Genomic DNA, 20,909 nt, shown 5'->3' on the forward strand with positions numbered 1-20,909 from the left:
CCCTTATTCGATCACGCAGAGTGCTTCACCATATTCAACGGGTTGGGCATCATGTACCAAGATAGCAGTAACAATGCCGGCACATGGGGCTAAAACAGGGTTCATGGTTTTCATCGCTTCGATAATGAATAATTGTTGACCTTCCTTCACACTATCACCAACCGTGACAAAGGCAGACGCACCAGGCTCTGGCTGGGTATAGACGGTACCGACCATGGGCGAAGGGACCGCACCTTGATGTTTGTTTAAACCGGTGCTTGACGCAGTGGCGGGTGCAGACAGGTGGGGCGAGGGTGGTATTTGGGTCACGCTGGGCTGCTTTGCCACCGGTACAGGGAGTTGGATTGGTTGAGGTGCAGGAACTATGGGCGTAACATTGGCTTGGCGGACAACGCGCACGCGTACCCCTTGGTTTTCGACTTCGATCTCGCTCAGATCCGTATCGCGTAGAATGCGCGCAAGGTCCTTGACCAATTTGGTGTCAAATCCTGATTGCGTCATGCATGTCTCCTTGTGACCAGTGTGCGCGCTGTGATGAAAAAGGCGCTAGGCATCATCTTTTGTGGGTAAGTTTGATATGAAGTGCTTCTATTCCAAGTAGATAAGAGTGCAGGCCGAATCCAGCAATCGTTCCAGTGGCAGCCATTCCAACATAGCTTTGATGGCGAAAAGATTCCCTGCGTAGGGGATTAGAAAGATGAATTTCAACCACGGGAATTATGATCGATTTCAGGCAATCATAGAGCGCAATGGAGCTATGGGTCAAACCGCCAGCATTTAACAAGATACCAGATGCTTGCACGCGGCCTTCTTGTAGCCAGTCGATCAAAACGCCTTCATGATTGGTTTGTCGGAAAACGAATGTACGAGATAATTGAGCTATTTTCTCAGCACAAGCGGCCTCAATATCGGTCAATGTGTCAGTTCCGTAGATTTCAGGTTCACGGCTACCTGATAGGTTCAGATTAGGCCCATTGAGCACGAAGATCGGTTTTTCCATGCCGCAGATGTAGCCCCGCTTCCATCAAAGGGGAAGGTGGCCCTGCTGAATTGGTTGCATGAGCACATTCATTTCCTGCATCGCGATCTTGATCATCAGGGCTAAGGCCGCCCATATCGGGGATGAAACGAGGGTTTGATGAAAATCTTTTTTAACGGCGAAGAAATGCATGTGGAGGACGGCGTGACACTAACCGACTTGGTTGCGGGCTTGATCGTTGACACGCGCGGGGTGGCCATAGAGCGCAATTTAGCCATCGTCATGAAGTCGAAGTGGGACCAAACCATTTTAGCCGACGGCGACCGGCTTGAATGTGTGCAATTTGTTGGCGGAGGATTTTGAGCATGGGCGAGCCTACAAGCACTTTAGCCCTAGATGATAGCTGGCAAGTTGCCGGAAGGCGTTTTTCATCACGATTGATCATCGGGACTGGCAAATACAAGGATTATGCGCAAAATGCAGCGGCTGCAGAGGCTGCAGGGGCCGAAATAGTCACCGTTGCCCTTCGCCGTATCAATCTGTCCGATCCCACCCAACCGCGCCTAACTGACTTTATAGACCCCAAACGCTACACATTTTTGCCCAATACTGCCGGGTGCTTCACCGCAGAAGACGCGCTTCGTACATTGCGCTTGGCACGAGAAGCAGGTGGTTGGAGCTTAGTCAAGCTTGAAGTCCTTTCGGATCAAAAGACCCTATATCCTGATATGATCGAAACCTTGGCCGCTACTCAGGTCTTGGTGAAAGAGGGTTTTGATGTTATGGTTTATTGTTCGGACGATCCTGTTTTCGCGCGGCGTTTAGAAGATGCAGGGGCTTGCGCGATTATGCCTTTGGGTGCGCCCATTGGCTCAGGTCTTGGCATACAAAACCCCGTCAATATCAGACTGATCGTGGAAGCCGCCCGTGTGCCTGTTTTGGTGGATGCAGGGGTTGGCACAGCCTCAGACGCCGCTGTGGCGATGGAGTTGGGTTGTGATGGTGTTTTGATGAACACAGCCATCGCCGAAGCCAAAAACCCTGTGCGCATGGCGCGCGCGATGAAATATGCCGTTCAAGCCGGGCGCGACGCCTACCTGGCTGGGCGCATGGGTAAAAAGCGCTATGCCGACCCTTCAAGCCCCTTGGCCGGGCTGATTTAATCGCTCTGTATCAACGTCTTGACGCTTGTGCGTAACCCCCTTACGCCCACAATATCACCGGGGAGCCCTGCAAGCAGGGGCTGAGAGGCTGCATATGACCCAAGGGTTGTTGCGCAGCGACCCGCATAACCTGCTCCGGATCATGCCGGCGAAGGGAGGGGATTTATGTTGATTGCATTAACATGGTTGAGTGCTGCTTATGCTAATTCGATTTCAGCTGTGCCCGTAGGTGGTCTTCCAAATCCTGCTGAAATCATTGTGGTGCGAGGGCGTAAAGAGCGGGAATTTTCAGCACCCGCGTCTGTGGTAACGTTAAACCCAGCTTCGCGAGCGACGTTGGATGAAGTTGCCGATGCAGTTCCAGGCGTGTGGATGGTCAATGATCAAGATCCCGGCACCAATATTCTCTCGATACGCGGTGCGACCACCGATCGGCTGCAACAGGCCTCAGTCGCCGTGGTGTTAGATGGTGTGGCTTTAGCTGATACAGAGCTTTTTACGCCAAGGCTTTATGATTTAAGCGGCATCGAAGTTCTCAAAGGGCCGCAAGGGGCGCTCTTTGGTAAAAATGCGGCTGGTGGTGTGATTGGTGTTAGCACGCAGATGAGCGGCCCTTCTTATGTCACCACGCGTGTGGGTAACGGCGGTTTAAAAGAGCTTGAGCTGGCAAAGGAGATCAATTTGGCGTCTGGTTGGGCCTTGCGTGGTTCGGGCCTGTGGTCTTCAGCAGATGGCTGGATCAAGAATAGCACACTGGACAAAATCGTCGATCAAGTCGAAACCAAGAGCGCGCGGCTGCGTCTGACTGGGTCGGCATATGGATGGGATTTTGACTTTAAATTTCAATGGCTTGAAGAAGAAGGTGGGGCCGCATGGGCCAGTTCCAATAATGTGACGGGTAAAGCTGGCGGGCGACTATCGGGTGCAATTCTGATCAATCCGATCGGCGATTACCCAGGCTCATCCAAGCGGCGTTGGGGGCATGGTTTTATCAAGGCCAGCCGCCCGCTTTGGGGTGGAACGCTGTCGGGATTGGTGGCGCGGGACTCCTATGCCAAGCGCTTTGATGAGGAGCTGGATTATCGTCCTGGTGCATTAACTTTTTTTGGATTTCCAGCCTTCCCGAACGGCATTCAGCCCATCCGCCAGCCCATCGATATTCGTGCCACCACCTCCCAAATCCGCTGGGTTTCGCAAGATGATACCCGCCTCACGCATCAATGGGGTGCTTTTGTCCAAGAGACAGGCAAGAATCGCACCGATGACTTTGGCCCCTTATTGTTTGGCGTACCAGCCCCGCGTTATTTGACCCATGCCTTGCAAACCTCGGTTTTTGGCGGCGTCGGTTATGCGGCAACCCCTAACATCAAGCTGGAAGTGCAGGGTCGCTTTGACCAAGATGAGCGTACCCAGATCATTCTCGCTTCTGTTGGCGGCCCACAAATCGAGCGGCGTCAGGAGACGTTTGAGCACTTCCAACCCCGCCTAACCGCGCAATGGCTCAAAGGCGATAGCAATGCCTTTGTGACCTACGGCGAAGCCTTTCGCCCGGGCGGCTTCAATCCAAGCCCTGCCGCTAATTCCATCTGGCAAGCGACCTATCGGCCCGAAATCACGACTTCTCTGGAAGCGGGTTTAAAACGGAGATTTGGGCCTTGGGCCAGTCGTCTTGAGCTGGCTGCTTTTTCTAACGAAGTTGAGCATTATCAAAATTATACGTTCATCGACAACCAATCGGTGACGCTTAATGTCGATACAGTAACCGTGCGTGGCTTTGAGGCTAGTTTAAATGTCCAACCGATGCGGGGGCTTGATCTGGGCACGTCTTACGCTTTGGCCGAAACTAAGATTAAGCGCTTTATCGCGACCGACCCTTTGCTTGGCTCACCCGCAATCCGTGATTATAGCGGCAAGGCCATTCCCAATACGCCCCGCGATACGGGCAAGATCTGGGGGCACTATGGCCATCAATTGGGAGAGAGCTTTGTGTCCGCGCGGCTAGACTTAAACTATGCCGGCAAAACCTTTTATGAGATCGACAATGTGCTTTATTCGCCAGCGCGCTGGTGGTCTGATTTCACAGCGACGGCACAATGGGCTAGCTGGACGCTTTGGGTAAATGTGCAAAACCTCACCGATGAACGTTGGGCGATTTCGGCTTTTGGTCAGGGTATGACTGGCCTATTAGCGGGGCTTGGACCTGATGGCCCGTTTGATACGTTTACAATCAATCGTGGCCGCAAACTGAACATTAGCTTGCGCAAGGAGTATTAAGCCATGGCCTTCACCAACCAGCTTTGGCGAGATGCAGCCCAGCTACGGCGTGCGATCCATGCCCATCCTTTCAATAAAGAGCTTGCGGCAGGTACGCTTAGCCGCGATGCTTTTGCCCATTATATGATCCAAGATAGTCTCTATTTGCAGGGCTATGCGCGTGTTCTGGCATTGGGGGCAGCCAAGGCACCAGCGGCCGATGAGATTTTGGAGTTTTCAAAAGCGGCGGAAGTCGCCATTTTGGTGGAGCGCGCCCTCCATGCTGGCTATCTTACCCAATTTGGCATTGATGCTCGGGAGGCAGAGGCGGCCAACCCGACGCCAGCGTGTGAAGCCTATGTTAATTTCATGCTCGCCACAGCGATAACAGACAGTTTTTCGGTTTTGGCGGCTGCCATCCTGCCCTGCTTTTGGCTCTATTTAGATGTCGGGCGGGCGATAGGGGCCAAAAGCAAGCCTGGTAATTTCTATCAAGCCTGGATAAACACTTACGCGGACGAAAGCTTTGCTGCGGCCACACAGCGGATGAAAGACATCGTTGACTTAGCGGCCAAACGGGCAGGCCCCAAAGAGCAAGCAAGCATGAAAGCCGCATTTTTGCGTTGCGCCCAGTATGAATGGATGTTTTGGGACAGCGCGTATCATAGAAGGGGTTGGCCGATTTAGGCTTCAAACCTAACCCACATACGAATTGACTTTACCGTAATGTGTCACTTCAAATCCTTGGAACCAAGCCTATTTTATGTGACATTTTAGGTGAAACTATTCAGAACCATACCGGTTAACCAATTGATTGTGAGAATCGCCGCAAAAGTGAGCGTTCTGACTTGATGTAGGCGCACGACTGAGCATAAGAGCTCAAAGAGGTATTCAAGCGATGGGTTTATTTAGCAGTATTCAACGTGAATTGACTTATATATCCACTTTGCGGCGAACCAATGAATGGATCAAGGATTTATCACCCGAAAGTACCACTTTGCTACCTGACCATTGGGAATCAATCTGCGATCAAAACAATCCCAGACCTGCAATTATTTTTGAGGGAAAAACTTGGACTTATGGCCAATTAGATGGTCGCGCTAATCTTTACGCCCATTGGGCTATCTCCATAGGCCTCAAGACAGGTGATGTTGTGGCTTTGTTCATGCAAAATCGGCCAGATTATTTGGCGGCATGGTATGGGTTGGCTAAGGTGGGTGTGATTGTCGCACTCATTAATCACAATTTACAAGGCCCTTCCTTGTTACATTGTATCACCATCGCTAAATCAAAAGCGGCGATTATTGGTTTTGAATTAGCCGATCTTTGGGCCAGTGTAGACGGACAATTGCCGGATGTATCTATTTGGTCGTCTGGCGGCGTCTTGCCTCATTCCAATGATTTGGATCGGGCCTTGAATGCGCAAAGTAACAAGCGCCCCTCTCGGGCCTATCGTGAAATGCTGTTGGCAAAAGATCCATGTCTTTATGTTTATACCTCAGGTACGACTGGCAATCCCAAGGCGGCGTGCCTATCGCATGCACGAACACAAGCCCTGTCGCGCTCGTTCATTGCAGCTACGAAATCAGGCCCGAATGATCGAGTTTATTGTCCGTTGCCAATCTATCACGCAACTGGGGGCATTTGTGCAGTAGGTTTAGCCTTCAATACAGGTGCGACTTTACTCTTGCGACGCAGGTTTTCAGCGACCCAGTTTTGGGATGATATCGTGGATCAAGAGTGTACCATTTTTGCTTATATTGGTGAAATGTTTCGCTATTTGGTCAGCGCACCAATTCATCCAAAGGAGCGCTCTCATAAACTCAAATCCTGCTTCGGTAATGGGTTACGCCAAGACGTGTGGGCTCGCGCCCAGGAACGTTTCAAAATTCCATTAATTGTTGAGTTTTATGGCTCAACAGAAGGCAATGTTGGGATGGCCAATATAGATGGCAAATTAGGTGCTGTTGGCCGCATACCTTCCTATCTAAAAAAGAAATTCAATGTTGAGCTTGTGCGTTTTGATTTTGAACATGAAAAGCCTTTACGAAACGAGGATGGATTTTGCGAACGCTGTGGTGTGGATGAAGTTGGTGAAGCTATTGGAAGAATTGATGATGATAATATTCGTGCCCGCTTTGATGGCTATGCCAATGATCGGGCAGGGTCGGATAAAAAACTGCTGCGCGATGTGTTTGAATATGGCGATTTGTGGTTTCGGACCGGTGACCTCTTGCGCCAAGACAAATTGGGATATTTCTATTTTGTGGACCGGATAGGTGACACATATCGTTGGAAATCTGAAAATGTCTCAACCAATGAAGTTGGTGAGGTGCTTTGTATGTTTCCTGGCATCGACCAAGCAAACGTCTATGGGGTGGATGTGCCCCACACCGATGGCCGGGCAGGCATGGCTGTGATTCTTGCCTCAGAATTGTTAGATTTAGAAGCACTATCCACTTATGTGCGATCGGAATTACCTGGTTTTGCTGTACCGGTTTTTTTACGGTTCCAACCAGAAATGGATATTACAGGTACGTTCAAGTACCGAAAACTCGAGCTTGTGAATGAGGGCTTTAATCCGTCTCAAATCCACGATCCAATCGTATGGATGAACCCGGACACCCAGCTTTATGAGCCTCTGACAGCTCAAGTATACGACGCCATACAATCGGGGCACATACGCTTTTAGGACCTATCATGATGAAGAGGCAGGATGTTTATTCTAACGACCCTAATGCGTACGTGAGCATGTCCATCGCTGTGAACTTCGAGAAGTTGATACCACCCAACCCAAAACAGCTCTAATCACATTGGCCTTTCAAGGATAAAAATAGGTCCATCATCTCTTGGCCTACAAGCCAACTTGCCTTGACGCTATACTTGCAATCAAAAGGCGTGAGTTTGTTTCAGCTTGTGAAAAAGGGGGGGATACTTGAGCGCACTCCTTTTTGACCCCAAGCACAGATTAAGGCATGTGCTTGCTTCACCTGAATGACAGCCCAATGCTCTAGTAAGCCTAAGTCATTGTGCTCGTGAATGAATCTGGTTACTCTTGGTCAAGGATGAAGCTAAGTCAGTTCCAAACATCCTGACACAAAATGATGAGTTATAAGGTAAAAGGAAATATTGACTTTTTGTGTTTAGGTTCTGCTAATGTCCGACCAGCAAGTTTGCCTCTCAAATCATGCCGATCTAAAAGACTTAGATCCAAGTGTATTAGCTGCGGCCAACATTAACCCTAAAACGGGACTTGCTACAGACTATCTCAATGTTTTCAATGAAGCAGTTATGTTGTTTGGGCTTTTGGCAGAAATGCCAGATATGCTTGAAGAATTGAAGAATTGGGAACCTCTATCCTACGAGGAACATTTTGCGCGGTCGGGATTTATGGCCAAGGATCTTGCCATAGTGTCCTATTTGCGGTGTGATCCTACCATCAAAGCTGGGTTCGATGCCTTAAGCACAGATTTGGGCCATATGGTGCAAGAGGCGATTGCACAGGCCGAAATCGCAATCACTCAGGGTGAGGATATAGTCGATTTTATTGCGATAACCAGTGGTAGTTTACGATCGCAAATCATGTTGCTTGATCGAATGGTTCACGGCGGAGATCCAGGTGGGGCGCAAGACGATATAGACGCATTGTTTAGCTGAAAGGATTAAGCGGCTTCTTGTTCGGCTACCGCTAGGCGGGGCAGCGAAACAATCACCATGGTCCCAACCCCGACTTCGGAGGCAATGGATAAAGAGCCACCGTGCAATTCTGCAAATGAACGAGATAAGGCTAGACCTAATCCGCTGCCTTGATTGGAACGTGCATGTTCATTTTCAACTTGCTCAAATGGGCGCGTTAAACGGGGCAAATCTTCTTGGTTGATGCCCACGCCATTATCAATCACTCTGATGATCACTTCATCTAAATTGTTCTTGATCTGCACCAATATCTTGCCATTGGGTGCTGTAAATTTGATGGCATTGGTGAGCAAATTGATCATGATTTGCTTGATCGCCCGTGCATCACCTATCATTTCCCCATCCTCATTGAGTTCGGTGACGAGGGAGATACGCTTTTCTTCTGCCCGACCGCGCACAAGCCGGATCGCCTGCTCAATGCTTTCATGGAGATCCATCGGCTTGGGGTAAATTTTGAACTTGCCCGCTTCAACCTTTGCCATATCCAGTACATCATTGATCAGTTCGAGTAAGTGTTTGCCACTGTTGAGAATATCAGTTGCATAAGTCAAATAGCGTCGATCCCCCAGTGGCCCATAAAGCTGCTGCACCATGATTTCTGAAAATCCATTAATGGCATTGAGCGGAGTGCGCAATTCGTGGCTCATATTGGCCAAAAACCCGCTTTTGGCATTGGATGCCTCTTCGGCGCGTTGGCGTTCAATATTGTATTTTTCAGCCAGTTCTGAAGCTTTATGTTCAGAGCGCTCCAATTCAACGACCACAGAGCGCATTTGGCGTTCTGAACGGCGAATATTTTCTTCGATTTCTTTGAGTGGGGTGATATCAATACCTATGGACACCAACCCACCATCAAAGGTTTCACGCTCTACAAGTTGAATCCAAACACCATTATCAAGTTCGATTTCTTGGGCTAATTCATCATAGCGATCTGGACGTTGTGATTTGACACATTTTGCCGCCGCCGCAGAGACCTGATGATAGCTGGCACCTTGTTGTAAAACCGCGGCACTCAATCCGAATGTTTTTGCAAATCCATCATTCCATAAAACCAATCTTCGCTCTTTTGACCACAGAGCAAAAGGCCCAGAAATAGAACTAATTGTATCGTTTAGTCTACGCTCGGTTTGTATCAGTCTTTCTTCGGTTCTGCGCGCGTCTGAGACGTCGATTGAGACCCCAATGGCACGAGTCAACGCCGGGTTTTGTCGATCCTTGACTGCACGCCCGCGGAGTTGGACATGCTTGACCCCTTTGGCCCACTTAACTTGGAGGACAACATCTAGCACACCTTTTTGAGCCGATGCAGCAAGGGCAGCACGCAAGCAAGCTTGATCTTTGCTATCGAGGGCGTTGAAGATCGATTGGGCGGCAAACCGCCCCGCACCTGGTAACCCAAAGATGTGGGCGAGACGCTTGGAAAGAAATACTTGATCGTGCGTGATGTCCCAATCCCAAACGCCGCAGCGCGCCCCTTCGATTGCCACGCGCAGCCGTTGTTCAACTTCACGTAATTGGCTGCGGTTTGTTGCAAACCTTAAAGCTTGTCTTTGGGTTATGATCCAGATACCAGCCCCAGCAATCACTGGCCCAAGGAATAAAAGTCCAAACAAAATGGCACTTCGCAATATCGCCAAATCCATGGGACCACGATCACGGGCAACATAAGAAATCATCCCGCTTTGGGAGGAGGCAATTCCTAAAATAATGGATTGCCCATCTAAATCTTGGCCGAAAAGTGCAAGACTCGAGCCCTTGGGCGGAAGGTGCTTGATTCCAAATGCACTGGCTGTGAGTTTTGTCTGCGGCGATTTAAACATCGGTTGAACGCGCAGGAGGGCACCTGTAGAATTCCCAATCCCAATACGGCTGCCAAGTCCAAATACTTCAAGATTGGGTAAGGTGACAAAGGCCGCAATAGTACCACCATCTGCTGTTTTGACCGCTATAGCATTCACAGAGGCTGAGGCCTCGCTGGCAAGGGCTCCACGCCACGAGTCTTGCTTGGTTAATGGCGATACTGTCGCTAAAGCACCAATATCACCTGAAGCCGCCGTGCCTTGCGCAATCAATGCCCCAGAGGCATCAAATCCAGCAATGGCTTGTATTCCTGGTGCTGCCGCTGCCGTCTCTATCGCTTTCATCACGCCTAATTGCTGCACAGCATTTAGACTTGCTTGGGCAATGCTGGTTGAAGTATCCAACCTTTCCAAAATCAGTTTAGCTTCTAGAGCTGCATTTTGCTTGGCTTGGTTTCGGATCGCGTCATAGTCGCGCTTAGCCAATAACAAGACTAAAGCCGCAAAAATCCCACATAGGCATAAACAGATGACCGTAGGCCATTGCTGATCTATTACATGGTTTTTTGCATGCTTAGCGACCATTGTGGTTTCCGAATCAGGATGGGCGAATTTCGACACCAAAAACGGTAAAGGAATTATTAACGACACGTCTAGCTCTGGATGTGACCTTCTTGTCGAACCTCAACAATATTCCGCAGCACGTACATAAAAAGGAGGCTAAGCTGATTACTAGAGTCGATATCAGTTGATGGGATGGTAAAAGCCAATCGCACCTATAAAGATTGCCACAACTTGATCATGCATCATTGGAAGGTCTAGAAGCTTGGATCCATGCCTCATGACCGCTCCCCTTAAGCCGTGGGACACATCACCCATCGATCGCAACCCTTCGATCGCATGGGTCAGTGGACAGATTGGGTGAAGTGCCTGTTTCTAAGTTCAAAGGTCGGGGAGTGCATTTTTTATCCTTTCTGGCACAAACTGGTCATGAATGATGACCGGGCGTTTTGCAGCTTTAGTCTGCCACCATTAGGGTTAACACCTATGGGGTAGCCAAGGTCTCAATCCTATGCGTCCCAATGATGATAAGCTTTGATCATAATCTTTGGCCATCGGGTTTACACCAAAGGCCGCATGGGATCCCACAATCGGTTCTATCGGCCGCCATCGTTTTGGCGATACGATTAAGTTTCCAAAGATTTTTTGAATGCGCGCATCTGAATACACGAGGCCATCAAATCACCCAAGAATGGATAGAATGAGCCAGAACTTCCCTACAAACCATTTGGTTCAAGCGGTAAGGCCGCTGATGATTTTGGTAAGGATTTCACGCGTATTGGCAGAGAGGCTGTTGTTGGCGAGCAATCCTTCAATCGTCCTAAAGGCTGCTAATCGACGCGCCTCATCCACACGGACACATGAGTCAAAAAATGTTGCCAATCGGGCTGCTAGGGCGCTGTTGAGCCGATCAACATCGCTGATTAGGGTGCCCATAAGAGCGTAGCCTTCGCCGTCATCGCGGTGGAATGCCGCTGGATTGCCCTGTGCAAAAGCGCCACCCAATGCCCGTACTCGGTTTGGGTTGGTTAAGGTAAAAAGTGGGTCGCTACGCAGCGTAGCATAGGTAGTCAGCGGATCCCCACACAGCGCCATGGCTTGAACACGAAACCATTTATCCATGACCAAAGCATTGTCCTGATAGTGATTTCTGAAAGCATTGAGGGCAGCATCATAACGAGGACCACCAAACTGGGATAAGGCAGAAAGAGCGGCCATTGTATCGGTCATATTGCGTGCAGCTGCGAATAGATTGGCTGCGCGCAATGCGGCACGGTCAGTGCCGGTCGCACTTAATAGGTCAAGACAAGCTGCCATGAGGGCGCGTCGACCAGCCGCAGCTGCACCGGTCGAAAATTCTTGTGCAGGATCATATGTCGCAAAGCAGGCGCTTAACGGGCCATCGAGTTGTTGGGCTATGACTGAGCGTACATAAACGCGCGCCGCCACCAAATTGCTTGGGTTACAATTGGCTTGCAGCTGCATCAAGTCAGGCACTTCGGGAAGGCGTAGCAATAAAGCAGCGAAGGCTGGATCGCGGCCAGCTTCACCTAGCGAACCTTGAAAAACGCGATGAAGATCATCGGGAATCTCTGGCTCTTCCCCCTTGGCCAGTGCGCGCGAGACCAACAACAAGCTTGATCGAAAAATCGTTTGTGCCGATTCCCAGCGTACAAAAGGATCGGTATCACAGGCTGCAAGGAGCGCCAAATCGGCACTCGTTTGGTCAGCACGCAAACGGACAGGGGCTGAAAAGCCACGCAAATAAGAGGCTACAGGTTGCCGACTGGCCCCTTCAAATTCTATAACCAAGCGATCACTTGCCATCGGAATCAGCCATTCATCTGCAGCTGCCTCTGTACCAGCAAGGGTCAAGCGCAGCATCGCACCATTGTGATCAAAAAAGGCGAGCTTAATTGGAATCGGCACCCAAGATTTGGTGGTCTGACCAGGCGTATCGGGGGTGGCTTGGCGGAAAAACAGGCGAAGGCGCTGGGTCCCTTCGTCAAAACTGGAGCTAACCGTCAGGAGGGGAGTGCCTGCTTGATCATACCAGCGCTCGATACCTGTGAGGGGATTGTCGGAAGCCATACGCATGGCATGGAGCCAATCTTCAATCGTAGCAGCGGTGCCATCGTAATCGTCAAAATACAAGTTTAACCCGTCTTTAAAGGCTTGTTCGCCAATTAAAGTCTGGATAATTCGGACAATTTCCGCCCCTTTTTCGTAAATTGTTGTGGTATAGAAGTTTTCGATCTTAACATAGCTGCTTGGACGAACGGGGTGAGCTAGTGGGCCTGAATCTTCGGAAAATTGCCGACCACGCAACGCTTTTGAATCTTGGATACGCTTAACAGCACGTGAGCGTTGATCGGCCGAAAATTCCTGATCACGAAACACCGTCAAGCCCTCTTTAAGCGAGAGTTGAAACCAATCGCGACAGGTGACGCGGTTACCTGACCAATTGTGAAAATATTCATGCGCCACAACTGCTTCAATGGCTTCATAGTCTGTATCTGTGGCCGTCGTTTCATCGGCGAGCACTAATGCAGAGTTAAAAATGTTTAGGCCTTTGTTTTCCATGGCACCAAAGTTAAAATCGGCTACGGCCACTATATTAAACACATCGAGATCATATTCGCGGTCGAAAGTCTTTTCGTCCCATGCCATCGCTCGTTTAAGAGCATCCATGGCATAGCTGGCACGAGGAGAAACACCGTGGTCTACATAAATGCACAAACTGACTTCGCGCCCTGATCGGGTGGTAAAATGGTCGGTCCATGTGTCAAAGCTTCCCGCCACCAGTGCGAATAAGTAGGATGGTTTGGGATAGGGGTCGTCCCAGGATGCCCAATGCCGACCATCCCCATATTGACCTATGGCCACACAATTCCCATTCGATAAAAGGGTTGGAAATTGATCTTGTGGGGCTTCAATCCGTACATGGAAACGGCTCATCACGTCGGGTCGATCCGGCCAGAAGGTGATGTGTCGAAACCCTTCGGCTTCGCACTGGGTACAAAAACGTCCCGCAGATATGTAAAGGCCCGACAAAGCCGTGTTGGCCGCCGGATTAATCGCAACTTTGGTTTCAAGTTTGAAGGCGTCAGGAACCATTGGAATGATTAATCCGACCTCGTCCAAATGATAGTCATTGGGGTCAAGCTTCTGACCGTTTAGGGATAATTCCAATAGCTCTAGACCCACACCATCAAGCTGAAATGGCGCTTCTTTTGCTCCATCATATACGCGCCGCTCAACCGTCATCATAGTGGTAACCACCGTATGCTCTTGGTTCAAATCAAAAACCAAGGAAACGTGGGTGATGGTGAATGGAAAGGGGCAATAGTCCATAAGTTGGACGGCGATTTGAGAAATAGTGCGCATCACCACGGCTTAGCCCCAAATAAGGCCCCTTGTCTAAGCCTTTTGTGGATTGAAATAACAAGCCATGATCTACAATGGGTTAGTCTCTTACGCTAAGTGTTCAGAATTGGACTTTGTGGGCCCAATCAAAAGTCAACATCTAAGCAAATCTCATTAGAAGAGTGGGATTAGCGAACAGGATTGAAGCAAGAATTGCCTATGTTCCATTTGCATGAGTTCAATGATCGAAAAAACTATGGTTCAAGGCTCCGTTTACAATCGAAACAAATCCATTTTATGTTTTAGTTACGGCGGCGGTTTGTCCAAAGAGGGCTTTGGCAGCTTCTTTGATGTCAGCTTGAGATTGTTGTTGTGCTGGTTTGCGCAACATCTCACCCACACCAAGGCCAGCTTTAACGCACGGGCGCGCATCGATACGATCAAACCAGACCAGCAGATTTGGAAACTCTGATAAATCTTGACCAAATAACTTAGCCCCGCGTATCCAAGGATAACAGGCCATATCGGCAATCGAATAATCCCCTGCCAAATAGTCATTGTGCTGGAGTTGACGCTCCATCACACCATATAACCGGTTGACTTCATTGGTATAGCGGGTTTGACCATATTCAATCAGTTTGGGGTCATCGACAAGATTGGGTGCATACAGTCGGAAGTGACTGGCTTGGCCTGACATAGGCCCAAGGCCTGCCATTTGCCACATCAACCATTCGTCTATTTTAACGCGGGCGCGCTCATCTTGTGGGTAATACTGGCCTGTCTTACGACCCAGGTACATTAGGATAGCTCCACTTTCAAATACCGAAATGGGCTTTCCATCAGGCCCCTCAGGATCGATGATCGCTGGCATACGATTATTTGGGCTGATGGCCAAAAAACCTGGCTCAAACTGCTCGCCTTTACCGATGTTAACCGGCTTCATTTCATAAGGAAGGCCCATTTCTTCAAGCGCTATGGAGATTTTCCAGCCATTAGGGGTAGGCCAGTAGTAAAGTTCAATCGGTCTTGGATTTGGCGTGGTCATGCTTGTTTCCTATGTACTGCTAGGCACGCGCCCTAGATATGCTTAAGTCGGGTGTGATCAGCTTAAAGGCAAGTATAAAAATCATATAGGCTGAAATTGAACCTTTAATGGATTGACTCAAAGTCTAGGTTTAACTTCTTCATCTTTAAACTGGAAAACGGTTTCAAATGGGACCCCTAAGACGCGGGCGATCCTAAACGCAAGTTCCAAAGAAGGCGCATATTTCTCAGCTTCTACCGCGACAATGGTTTGACGGGTGGCCCCAACCAGGCTTGCAAATTCTTGTTGAGTCAAACCATGTTGTGTCCGCAACATACGAAGTTGATTGAGCACACGGCCTTTTCCAACATTCATGTGGACAACAGGCTCAACAGGAGGATAAAAAATTGCTTAACCCCATGACAAAGAAACAAGATCGACATCAATACAAAAAATAGAGTTGGAAGGTGCTGCACGTCTAAAGTCGTAATGATCGGGTGCGAAAATGTGGCTTGCCATAAGATTTGCCATATCAATACGTTTATCCCGCAAAAGCCAGAAACCAGCGCCAAACGTTCGGCACGGGCGATGATGGCCTCGTCTCTATCGTCTTCCAATTCGCCCCGTTTGCGCTGCCAAGCACTCCAGGCACCCACACTTACTTCCCCCATCATTCCAAAACCTAGGACAATAATCCATGTACTCCAAAGGTGCTGTGCGCTCTGATCAGGTATGGTCCAAGCATCGGCCAAATTCACACTAAGGTAGCTATATATTAACGCACTAACTAACAGCGAAGCCATTGCCTTTTTTTCGGTTAACGTCATGCCCTAGATCCTTTATGTTCTTTTGAAGCGCCTTAAATTGACAAAGATGTTTTACATTTCGACAGGTAGGGTCCGGATCGCGTAAAGTCAAATATTTTTTACATTTTATGAATTGTACATTGCCTAAGGATGCGAGTTTGCACTCTCGACTTGAGGTTTGAGTTCGCCTCTCTTAAAACCAAAGTCACCTTGGAGTCCCATGTGTCAAATTCCGTGATCAACCCTGTATCAATGAAGCTTTATAAAGAAGATTTTGCAGGATTCTCTCAAGAATTGGGTAGCTGGTTTGTGGGATTTGGTTTTGCCATTGTCTCCGATCATGGTGTCGAAAAATCCATAATTGACCATGCATTAGATCAGGCAAAGGCTTTTTTTGCTCTACCCCTTGAGACCAAAGCCAGATACACTGTCAAAGGCGGGAGTGGTCAGCGCGGTTATACCGGCCTTGGTGTTGAGACCGCCAAGGATCACACATTTGCTGACTTGAAAGAGTTCTGGCACCATGGCCGCACTTTACCCGACGGACATAGGTATAACGCCATGATGCCAGCCAATGTCGCTATGCCTGAAATTCCGGGTTTTGATGCAAGCCAACAAGCCATGTTTGAGGCTTTTGATGCTCTAGGCAAACAGATTTTGCGCGCCATTGCCATGTTTTTGGCTTTACCTATCGATTATTTTGACGAAAAAGTGGCGCTAGGCAATTCGGTTTTACGCACCCTCCATTATCCTGCACTAGAAGCTGGCGTAACACCTGGCGCTATTCGGGCTGGCGCGCACGGGGACATCAACGTCATCACTTTGTTGTTAGGTGCGCAAGAACCAGGACTTCAATTGCTGGATAAGGAGGGAAACTGGCAGTCTGTTACAGCACCTGAAGGCTGCGTGGTCATCAATATTGGCGATATGTTGGCGCGCCTGACCAATGATCTGTTACCTTCAACCATTCATCGGGTTATCAACCCAATGCCCGAACGAGCGGGAATTGCCCGCTATTCAGCGCCATTTTTCTTGCATTTTTCGCCTGATGTATTGATTAAAACTTTGCCGATGAATGGACCTCCCAATTATAAACCCATTCGTGCACAAGATTTCTTAGAAGAGCGCTTACGCGAAATAAAACTCGCTTGAGATATATGCTTAAAAACCAGATCTGGGTGAATTCATTCAATAATAACTACCTGCCATTTTTAAAATTGTCGTGCAACTTTGCACAAGGGATACCATAAAGTGTGGCTAAATTGTTTTGACTGTATTGCAGGTTGAAACAGCGCGGTCTAATCCTATTATGATCGGTTTAGGAAAGTCTTGACACAAAAGTTCGGACACAAACAGCTAAACGTGCCATAAACTTAATTTAAACCATAAATAATCTTAGGGAAACATGCATGCGTTCAATCTCTTTTTTCACAACCGGTAAGGTCGGTTTGCTAACTTCTGTTTGTCTTGTGGCTTTGAGTGCCACATCTCTAGCGCATGCTCAATCTGCCGCTGAGCCCGAAGAGGAGAGTGATGTCATTATCGTTACGGCAACCAAGCGTGAAACCACCCTACAATCAATTCCTGTAGCCGTTTCTGTTACTTCGGCTGATACCATCAATCAGGCGCAAGTTCGCGATTTGAACGATTTGCAGACTTTGGTCCCTTCTTTGCGGGTCAATACCAATCAAACCTCTTCCAACGCAACCTTCATCATCCGGGGCTTTGGCAACGGCGCAAACAACGCAGGTATTGAGCCTTCGGTGGCAATCTTTATAGATGGGGTCTATCGCTCTCGTGCAGCTGCTGGAATTGGCGATTTGCCGAATGTGCAGCGTGTGGAGGTGTTGCGCGGTCCACAATCCACTTTGTTTGGTAAAAATGCATCTGCAGGTGTGATCTCGATTATCACGCGTGAGCCCAAATTTGAATATGGCGGCAGTGCTGAAGTCAGCTATGGTAATTTCAATGCATTAGTTGCCAAGGCCGATATTACAGGTCCGATAGGGGATATAGCTGCAGGCGCTTTGGCGTTTGGCATCAATAAACGCGATGGTTTTGTTAGAAATTTAGCGATCAATAAAAAGATAAATGATCGTGATCGTTATTTTGTGCGTGGCGATCTTTTGATCAATCCAATTGATGAACTCAAAGTCCGTGCAATTGTTGATTATGACCATTTAAACGAGTTGTGCTGCGCAGTCGCTAACGTGAAAGACGGTTTTACTGGTGATTACATCCGTGCCATTGGTGGCAAGATTGCTTCCAACAACCGGTTTGGGGATAAGGTATATTCCGACATAGCCCCAATCAACAAAATCTCAAACCAGGGGGCCTCATTACAAATCGATTATGATTTCGGTTTATGGCAATTCACATCCATCTCAGCGCTTCGTCAGTCAAAAAACTTTTCAGATGGGGATATTGATTTTACAAGTGCCGCCTTAGCAAGCGCCTATAATGATTTTAAAATCGATACCTTGACCCAAGAGTTCCGATTAGCTTCCGACTATGACGGCCCACTTAATTTCTTGCTTGGTGGTTATTATTTCAATGAGAAAATTGATCAAAAACAAGGTGTTGTTTATCAAAAAGACTTCCGCGCCTATACGAATGCGCTAACAGGTGGCGCTACATCTGCTTTGGCATTGATTGAACGGGCTTTAGGCTTGCCCGTTGGTACCACTTTCCAAAAACAGGGAACGGGCACTTCAGAAACGATGGGTATGAAGAATGATGCAACATCGATTTTTGGTACCATTGATTATCATTTGACCGAAAGTCTGACCTTGACTGCCGGATTCAATTATACCGACGACATCAAAAAGGCTCGGATCAATATAGTGAGCACGGATAGTTTTTCTGCCCTTGATCTCAATGCATTTGGTGCTGGTTATTTGACCAATCTTTTGACCCCACTTATTGGACCTGTAAATGCCAATGCCGTGGCGGTTAAGGTGGCAGGAGTTCGGTGTCCAGCAGAACAACCTAAGGGCTTGCCGATTTGTAATCCGTTTTTGGGCTTGTCGGTTCTCCAATTTCAGCCCCCGTTCTTGAATATTCCAAATGCCGTGGAGTCTGGGAAAACCCATGATTCTAAGACCACATATTCCTTTCGTCTGGCTTGGGAAATCAACGACACCTTTAATGCTTATGCGAGCTATGCGACCGGCTTTAAAGCGTCTTCCTTCAATTTGTCGCGTGATTCTCGTCCATTTGCGGCAGATTTTATTCCAGGTAATCCAATCTTGAACCCTCCACCCTCTAAAATTCGTAGCGCTGGTTTGGCTTTAATCAATCTCAACACAGGCACCCGTTATGCCGGCCCCGAAGAAGCCACGGTGTCTGAAATTGGCCTTAAGGCCCGCTTCCCTGATGGTGCCTTTAACCTGACCTTGTTTGATCAGAAAATAGACGGTTTCCAGTCTAATATTTTTGTTGGTACTGGATTCCAATTGGCCAATGCTGGTTCCCAATCCTCCAAAGGGGTTGAATTGGACGCGACTTATAGGCCGATTACGCCTTTGACCTTGACCTTTGCGACTACCTATTTAGATCCTAAATATGATTCCTTTAAACAAAGTGCTTTTGGTGATTTGTCTGGAGTCAAGCCTGCCGGGATTGCAAAATTGACCTTAAATGCATCGGCCTCTTATGTTGTGACTTTAGGCAATGATCAAAGTTTGACTTTCCGTACGGATGTTTATTATCAAGACAAGACCCAAATCTTGGATGGTTTAGAAGGTAGTCGGGCTGCAGCAATCCCCTATACCAATGAAATCAACACATGGAATGGTGGAATCATTTATAGCCTCAACAATGGCTGGGAACTAACCGCTTGGGGCCGTAACCTTAACAATGATCGCTATTTGACGACGATTTTCCCAAGTGTAGCTCAAGCTGATTCTGTGTCAGGCTATCCAAGCCAGCCACGCACCTTTGGTGTTTCGGCCAAATATAACTGGTAAGATTTTCCCTTCCCACTCTCATCGAGGCCCCCGCCATGGTTGGGGGCCTTGACCATCTCAAGCCAATTAGCCCAAAGCCATTTAGAGCAGAGAAAGTCTTGACCTTTTTCTCAGAGTGAGGTCTAAGCGCCGCCTCAGTTTCACCCATACCCAGTGCGGGCATAGTGCGGGAGAATAATTATGGCCAAACCGGCCTCCATCAAAATCCGTCTCAACTCCTCAGCGGGCACGGGCTTCTTTTATGTTACCAAGAAGAATGCACGCACAAAGACCGAAAAACTGCGCATGAATAAGTATGATCCAGTCGTACGTAAACATGTTGAGTTTGTTGAAGGCAAAATTAAGTAGCTCTTTTTTTATGAGAGTTCAGTCTTATGGCGCGCTTTGGGTATCCGAAGCGCGCTATTACTTTTGGTCGTACCTTCTTTGCATTATTACCCATCACCACCTTAGTCAGACTGAAACGGTTAACCAAATCGAACACACTCATTTTGGAACCTCGCCACTTGTGTGGATGTTGGCAGCGAGGCGATCTGCGGATTAAATCCCAACCCCTAACACCAGACTTCAGTCTCCAAGCTTCCGATTCAATGGCCTTCGTGAGAAAGTGATATTACGTGACGATTGATCTCTAAATCGCTAACTATGACCTATGAACCAAAATCAGATCTTCACCATGGCTGCTGCCGACGTCTGGACCGCAACCCAGTCTGATGGGCCCGCACTGGCCATGTTTTGCCAGTTAAACCCAGAGTATGATCTGTTTTTGACCGGGGAGATGCCGAAGGTGGCCTTATGGGTTGAGGAATTTTTGACAAGCCAGCCGCCTGCCCTTTTTCACTGGACCCAAACCCATAAATTGATCGCACGCACCCACCAACACCCAGACACCATCGCCGCAGTGTTGGACGTGACAGAGGACATGATCGCACCTGGCGTGGGACATATCAGCCTGTTTCAAGTGGCGACAGCTTTGCAAGGCTCAGGTTTTGCCCATGTCCTCTATCAAGCCTTGGAGGATTGGCTGGCCAGTCGCGGCATGGATGTTTTGCGTTTAGGCGTCCTTGAAGGTAATCCCCGCGGTATGGCGTTTTGGACGCGCCAAGGCTATTTAAAAACCCGAGAACGGGTCGGCACCGCGCCCAGCGGTAAGACCCATCAAAGCTATGTCATGTATAAGCCGCTCAAACCACTCACCTTAGACGCTTATCGGCAACGCGTGCCGCGCGACGATCCAAAGAGCCCGTGATCAATGATCTTTGATGAAACCCTGCGAGCAATGTGTATAATTCCC

At 48.6% G+C, this 20,909-nt stretch carries 17 protein-coding genes and 1 riboswitch; of the genes, 10 read left to right on the forward strand and 7 right to left on the reverse strand.

Annotated elements, in window-relative coordinates:
* Positions 1-3: 3 nt before the first annotated feature.
* Together accB and PsB1_RS07260 are read right to left on the reverse strand one after the other, a co-directional pair.
* Positions 4-501, reverse strand: a complete 498-nt coding sequence (accB, locus tag PsB1_RS07255; RefSeq protein WP_284360086.1) for an acetyl-CoA carboxylase biotin carboxyl carrier protein — start codon at positions 499-501, stop codon at positions 4-6.
* Positions 502-553: 52 nt separating this feature from the next.
* Entirely contained in the window at positions 554-1,000 is a 447-nt protein-coding gene (locus tag PsB1_RS07260) for a type II 3-dehydroquinate dehydratase (RefSeq protein ID WP_284360087.1), read from the reverse strand.
* 138 nt (positions 1,001-1,138) lie between these two features.
* Between PsB1_RS07260 and thiS the strand changes: the two genes are divergently transcribed.
* The 6 genes from thiS (at position 1,139) to PsB1_RS07290 (ending at position 8,052) form a co-directional block, all read left to right on the forward strand.
* The gene (gene thiS / locus PsB1_RS07265; RefSeq protein ID WP_284360088.1) at positions 1,139-1,342 is read left to right on the forward strand and encodes a sulfur carrier protein ThiS; all 204 of its coding nucleotides are present in this window, start codon (positions 1,139-1,141) and stop codon (positions 1,340-1,342) included.
* A gap of 2 nt (positions 1,343-1,344) precedes the next feature.
* On the forward strand, positions 1,345-2,142 hold the full coding sequence (locus PsB1_RS07270) for a thiazole synthase (protein ID WP_284360089.1): 798 nt from the start codon (positions 1,345-1,347) through the stop codon (positions 2,140-2,142).
* Positions 2,143-2,190: 48 nt separating this feature from the next.
* A riboswitch (TPP riboswitch) is annotated at positions 2,191-2,317 on the forward strand.
* Positions 2,308-4,416: a TonB-dependent receptor gene (locus tag PsB1_RS07275; protein ID WP_284360090.1), complete on the forward strand. Its 2,109-nt coding sequence runs from the start codon at positions 2,308-2,310 to the stop codon at positions 4,414-4,416. It overlaps the preceding riboswitch by 10 nt.
* A 3-nt stretch (positions 4,417-4,419) precedes the next feature.
* Entirely contained in the window at positions 4,420-5,082 is a 663-nt protein-coding gene (gene tenA, locus PsB1_RS07280) for a thiaminase II (RefSeq protein ID WP_284360091.1), read from the forward strand.
* 202 nt (positions 5,083-5,284) lie between these two features.
* The gene (locus PsB1_RS07285; protein WP_284360215.1) at positions 5,285-7,087 is read left to right on the forward strand and encodes a long-chain-acyl-CoA synthetase; all 1,803 of its coding nucleotides are present in this window, start codon (positions 5,285-5,287) and stop codon (positions 7,085-7,087) included.
* A 464-nt stretch (positions 7,088-7,551) separates the two neighbouring features.
* The gene (locus PsB1_RS07290) at positions 7,552-8,052 is read left to right on the forward strand and encodes a hypothetical protein (RefSeq protein WP_284360095.1); all 501 of its coding nucleotides are present in this window, start codon (positions 7,552-7,554) and stop codon (positions 8,050-8,052) included.
* A 5-nt stretch (positions 8,053-8,057) separates the two neighbouring features.
* On the opposite strand, the gene PsB1_RS07295 is transcribed toward PsB1_RS07290, so the two are convergent.
* The 5 genes from PsB1_RS07295 to PsB1_RS07315 all read right to left on the reverse strand — a co-directional run bounded on the left by PsB1_RS07295 (position 8,058) and on the right by PsB1_RS07315 (position 15,668).
* Positions 8,058-10,541, reverse strand: coding sequence for a PAS domain-containing sensor histidine kinase (locus tag PsB1_RS07295; RefSeq protein WP_284360098.1), 2,484 nt, complete (start codon positions 10,539-10,541; stop codon positions 8,058-8,060).
* Between the two features lie 642 nt (positions 10,542-11,183).
* A complete protein-coding gene (gene pepN / locus PsB1_RS07300) occupies positions 11,184-13,838 on the reverse strand; it encodes an aminopeptidase N (protein ID WP_284360100.1) in 2,655 nt (884 codons plus the stop codon).
* A 274-nt stretch (positions 13,839-14,112) separates the two neighbouring features.
* A complete protein-coding gene (locus tag PsB1_RS07305) occupies positions 14,113-14,862 on the reverse strand; it encodes a glutathione S-transferase family protein (protein ID WP_284360107.1) in 750 nt (249 codons plus the stop codon).
* A 117-nt stretch (positions 14,863-14,979) separates the two neighbouring features.
* Positions 14,980-15,216 carry a helix-turn-helix transcriptional regulator gene (locus PsB1_RS07310; protein ID WP_284360108.1) on the reverse strand — a complete coding sequence of 79 codons (237 nt, stop codon included), beginning with the start codon at positions 15,214-15,216 and terminating at the stop codon, positions 14,980-14,982.
* Positions 15,213-15,668, reverse strand: coding sequence for a hypothetical protein (locus PsB1_RS07315; protein WP_284360113.1), 456 nt, complete (start codon positions 15,666-15,668; stop codon positions 15,213-15,215). The genes PsB1_RS07310 and PsB1_RS07315 overlap by 4 nt, the downstream gene beginning before the upstream one ends.
* 201 nt (positions 15,669-15,869) lie before the next feature.
* On the opposite strand from PsB1_RS07315, the gene PsB1_RS07320 reads away from it, so the two are divergent.
* From PsB1_RS07320 to PsB1_RS07335, 4 genes are all read left to right on the forward strand, one after another.
* Entirely contained in the window at positions 15,870-16,799 is a 930-nt protein-coding gene (locus PsB1_RS07320) for an isopenicillin N synthase family dioxygenase (protein ID WP_284360114.1), read from the forward strand.
* Positions 16,800-17,056: 257 nt separating this feature from the next.
* Positions 17,057-19,615 carry a TonB-dependent receptor gene (locus tag PsB1_RS07325; RefSeq protein WP_284360116.1) on the forward strand — a complete coding sequence of 853 codons (2,559 nt, stop codon included), beginning with the start codon at positions 17,057-17,059 and terminating at the stop codon, positions 19,613-19,615.
* A 180-nt stretch (positions 19,616-19,795) separates the two neighbouring features.
* Positions 19,796-19,963 (forward strand): 50S ribosomal protein L33, encoded by a 168-nt coding sequence (gene rpmG, locus PsB1_RS07330; RefSeq protein ID WP_085339690.1) that lies wholly within the window; start codon positions 19,796-19,798, stop codon positions 19,961-19,963.
* A gap of 304 nt (positions 19,964-20,267) precedes the next feature.
* Entirely contained in the window at positions 20,268-20,864 is a 597-nt protein-coding gene (locus PsB1_RS07335) for a GNAT family N-acetyltransferase (RefSeq protein WP_284360121.1), read from the forward strand.
* The last annotated feature ends 45 nt before the right edge of the window (positions 20,865-20,909 follow it).

This window comes from Candidatus Phycosocius spiralis (assembly GCF_030158815.1).
Classification (GTDB): domain Bacteria; phylum Pseudomonadota; class Alphaproteobacteria; order Caulobacterales; family Aquidulcibacteraceae; genus Aquidulcibacter; species Aquidulcibacter spiralis.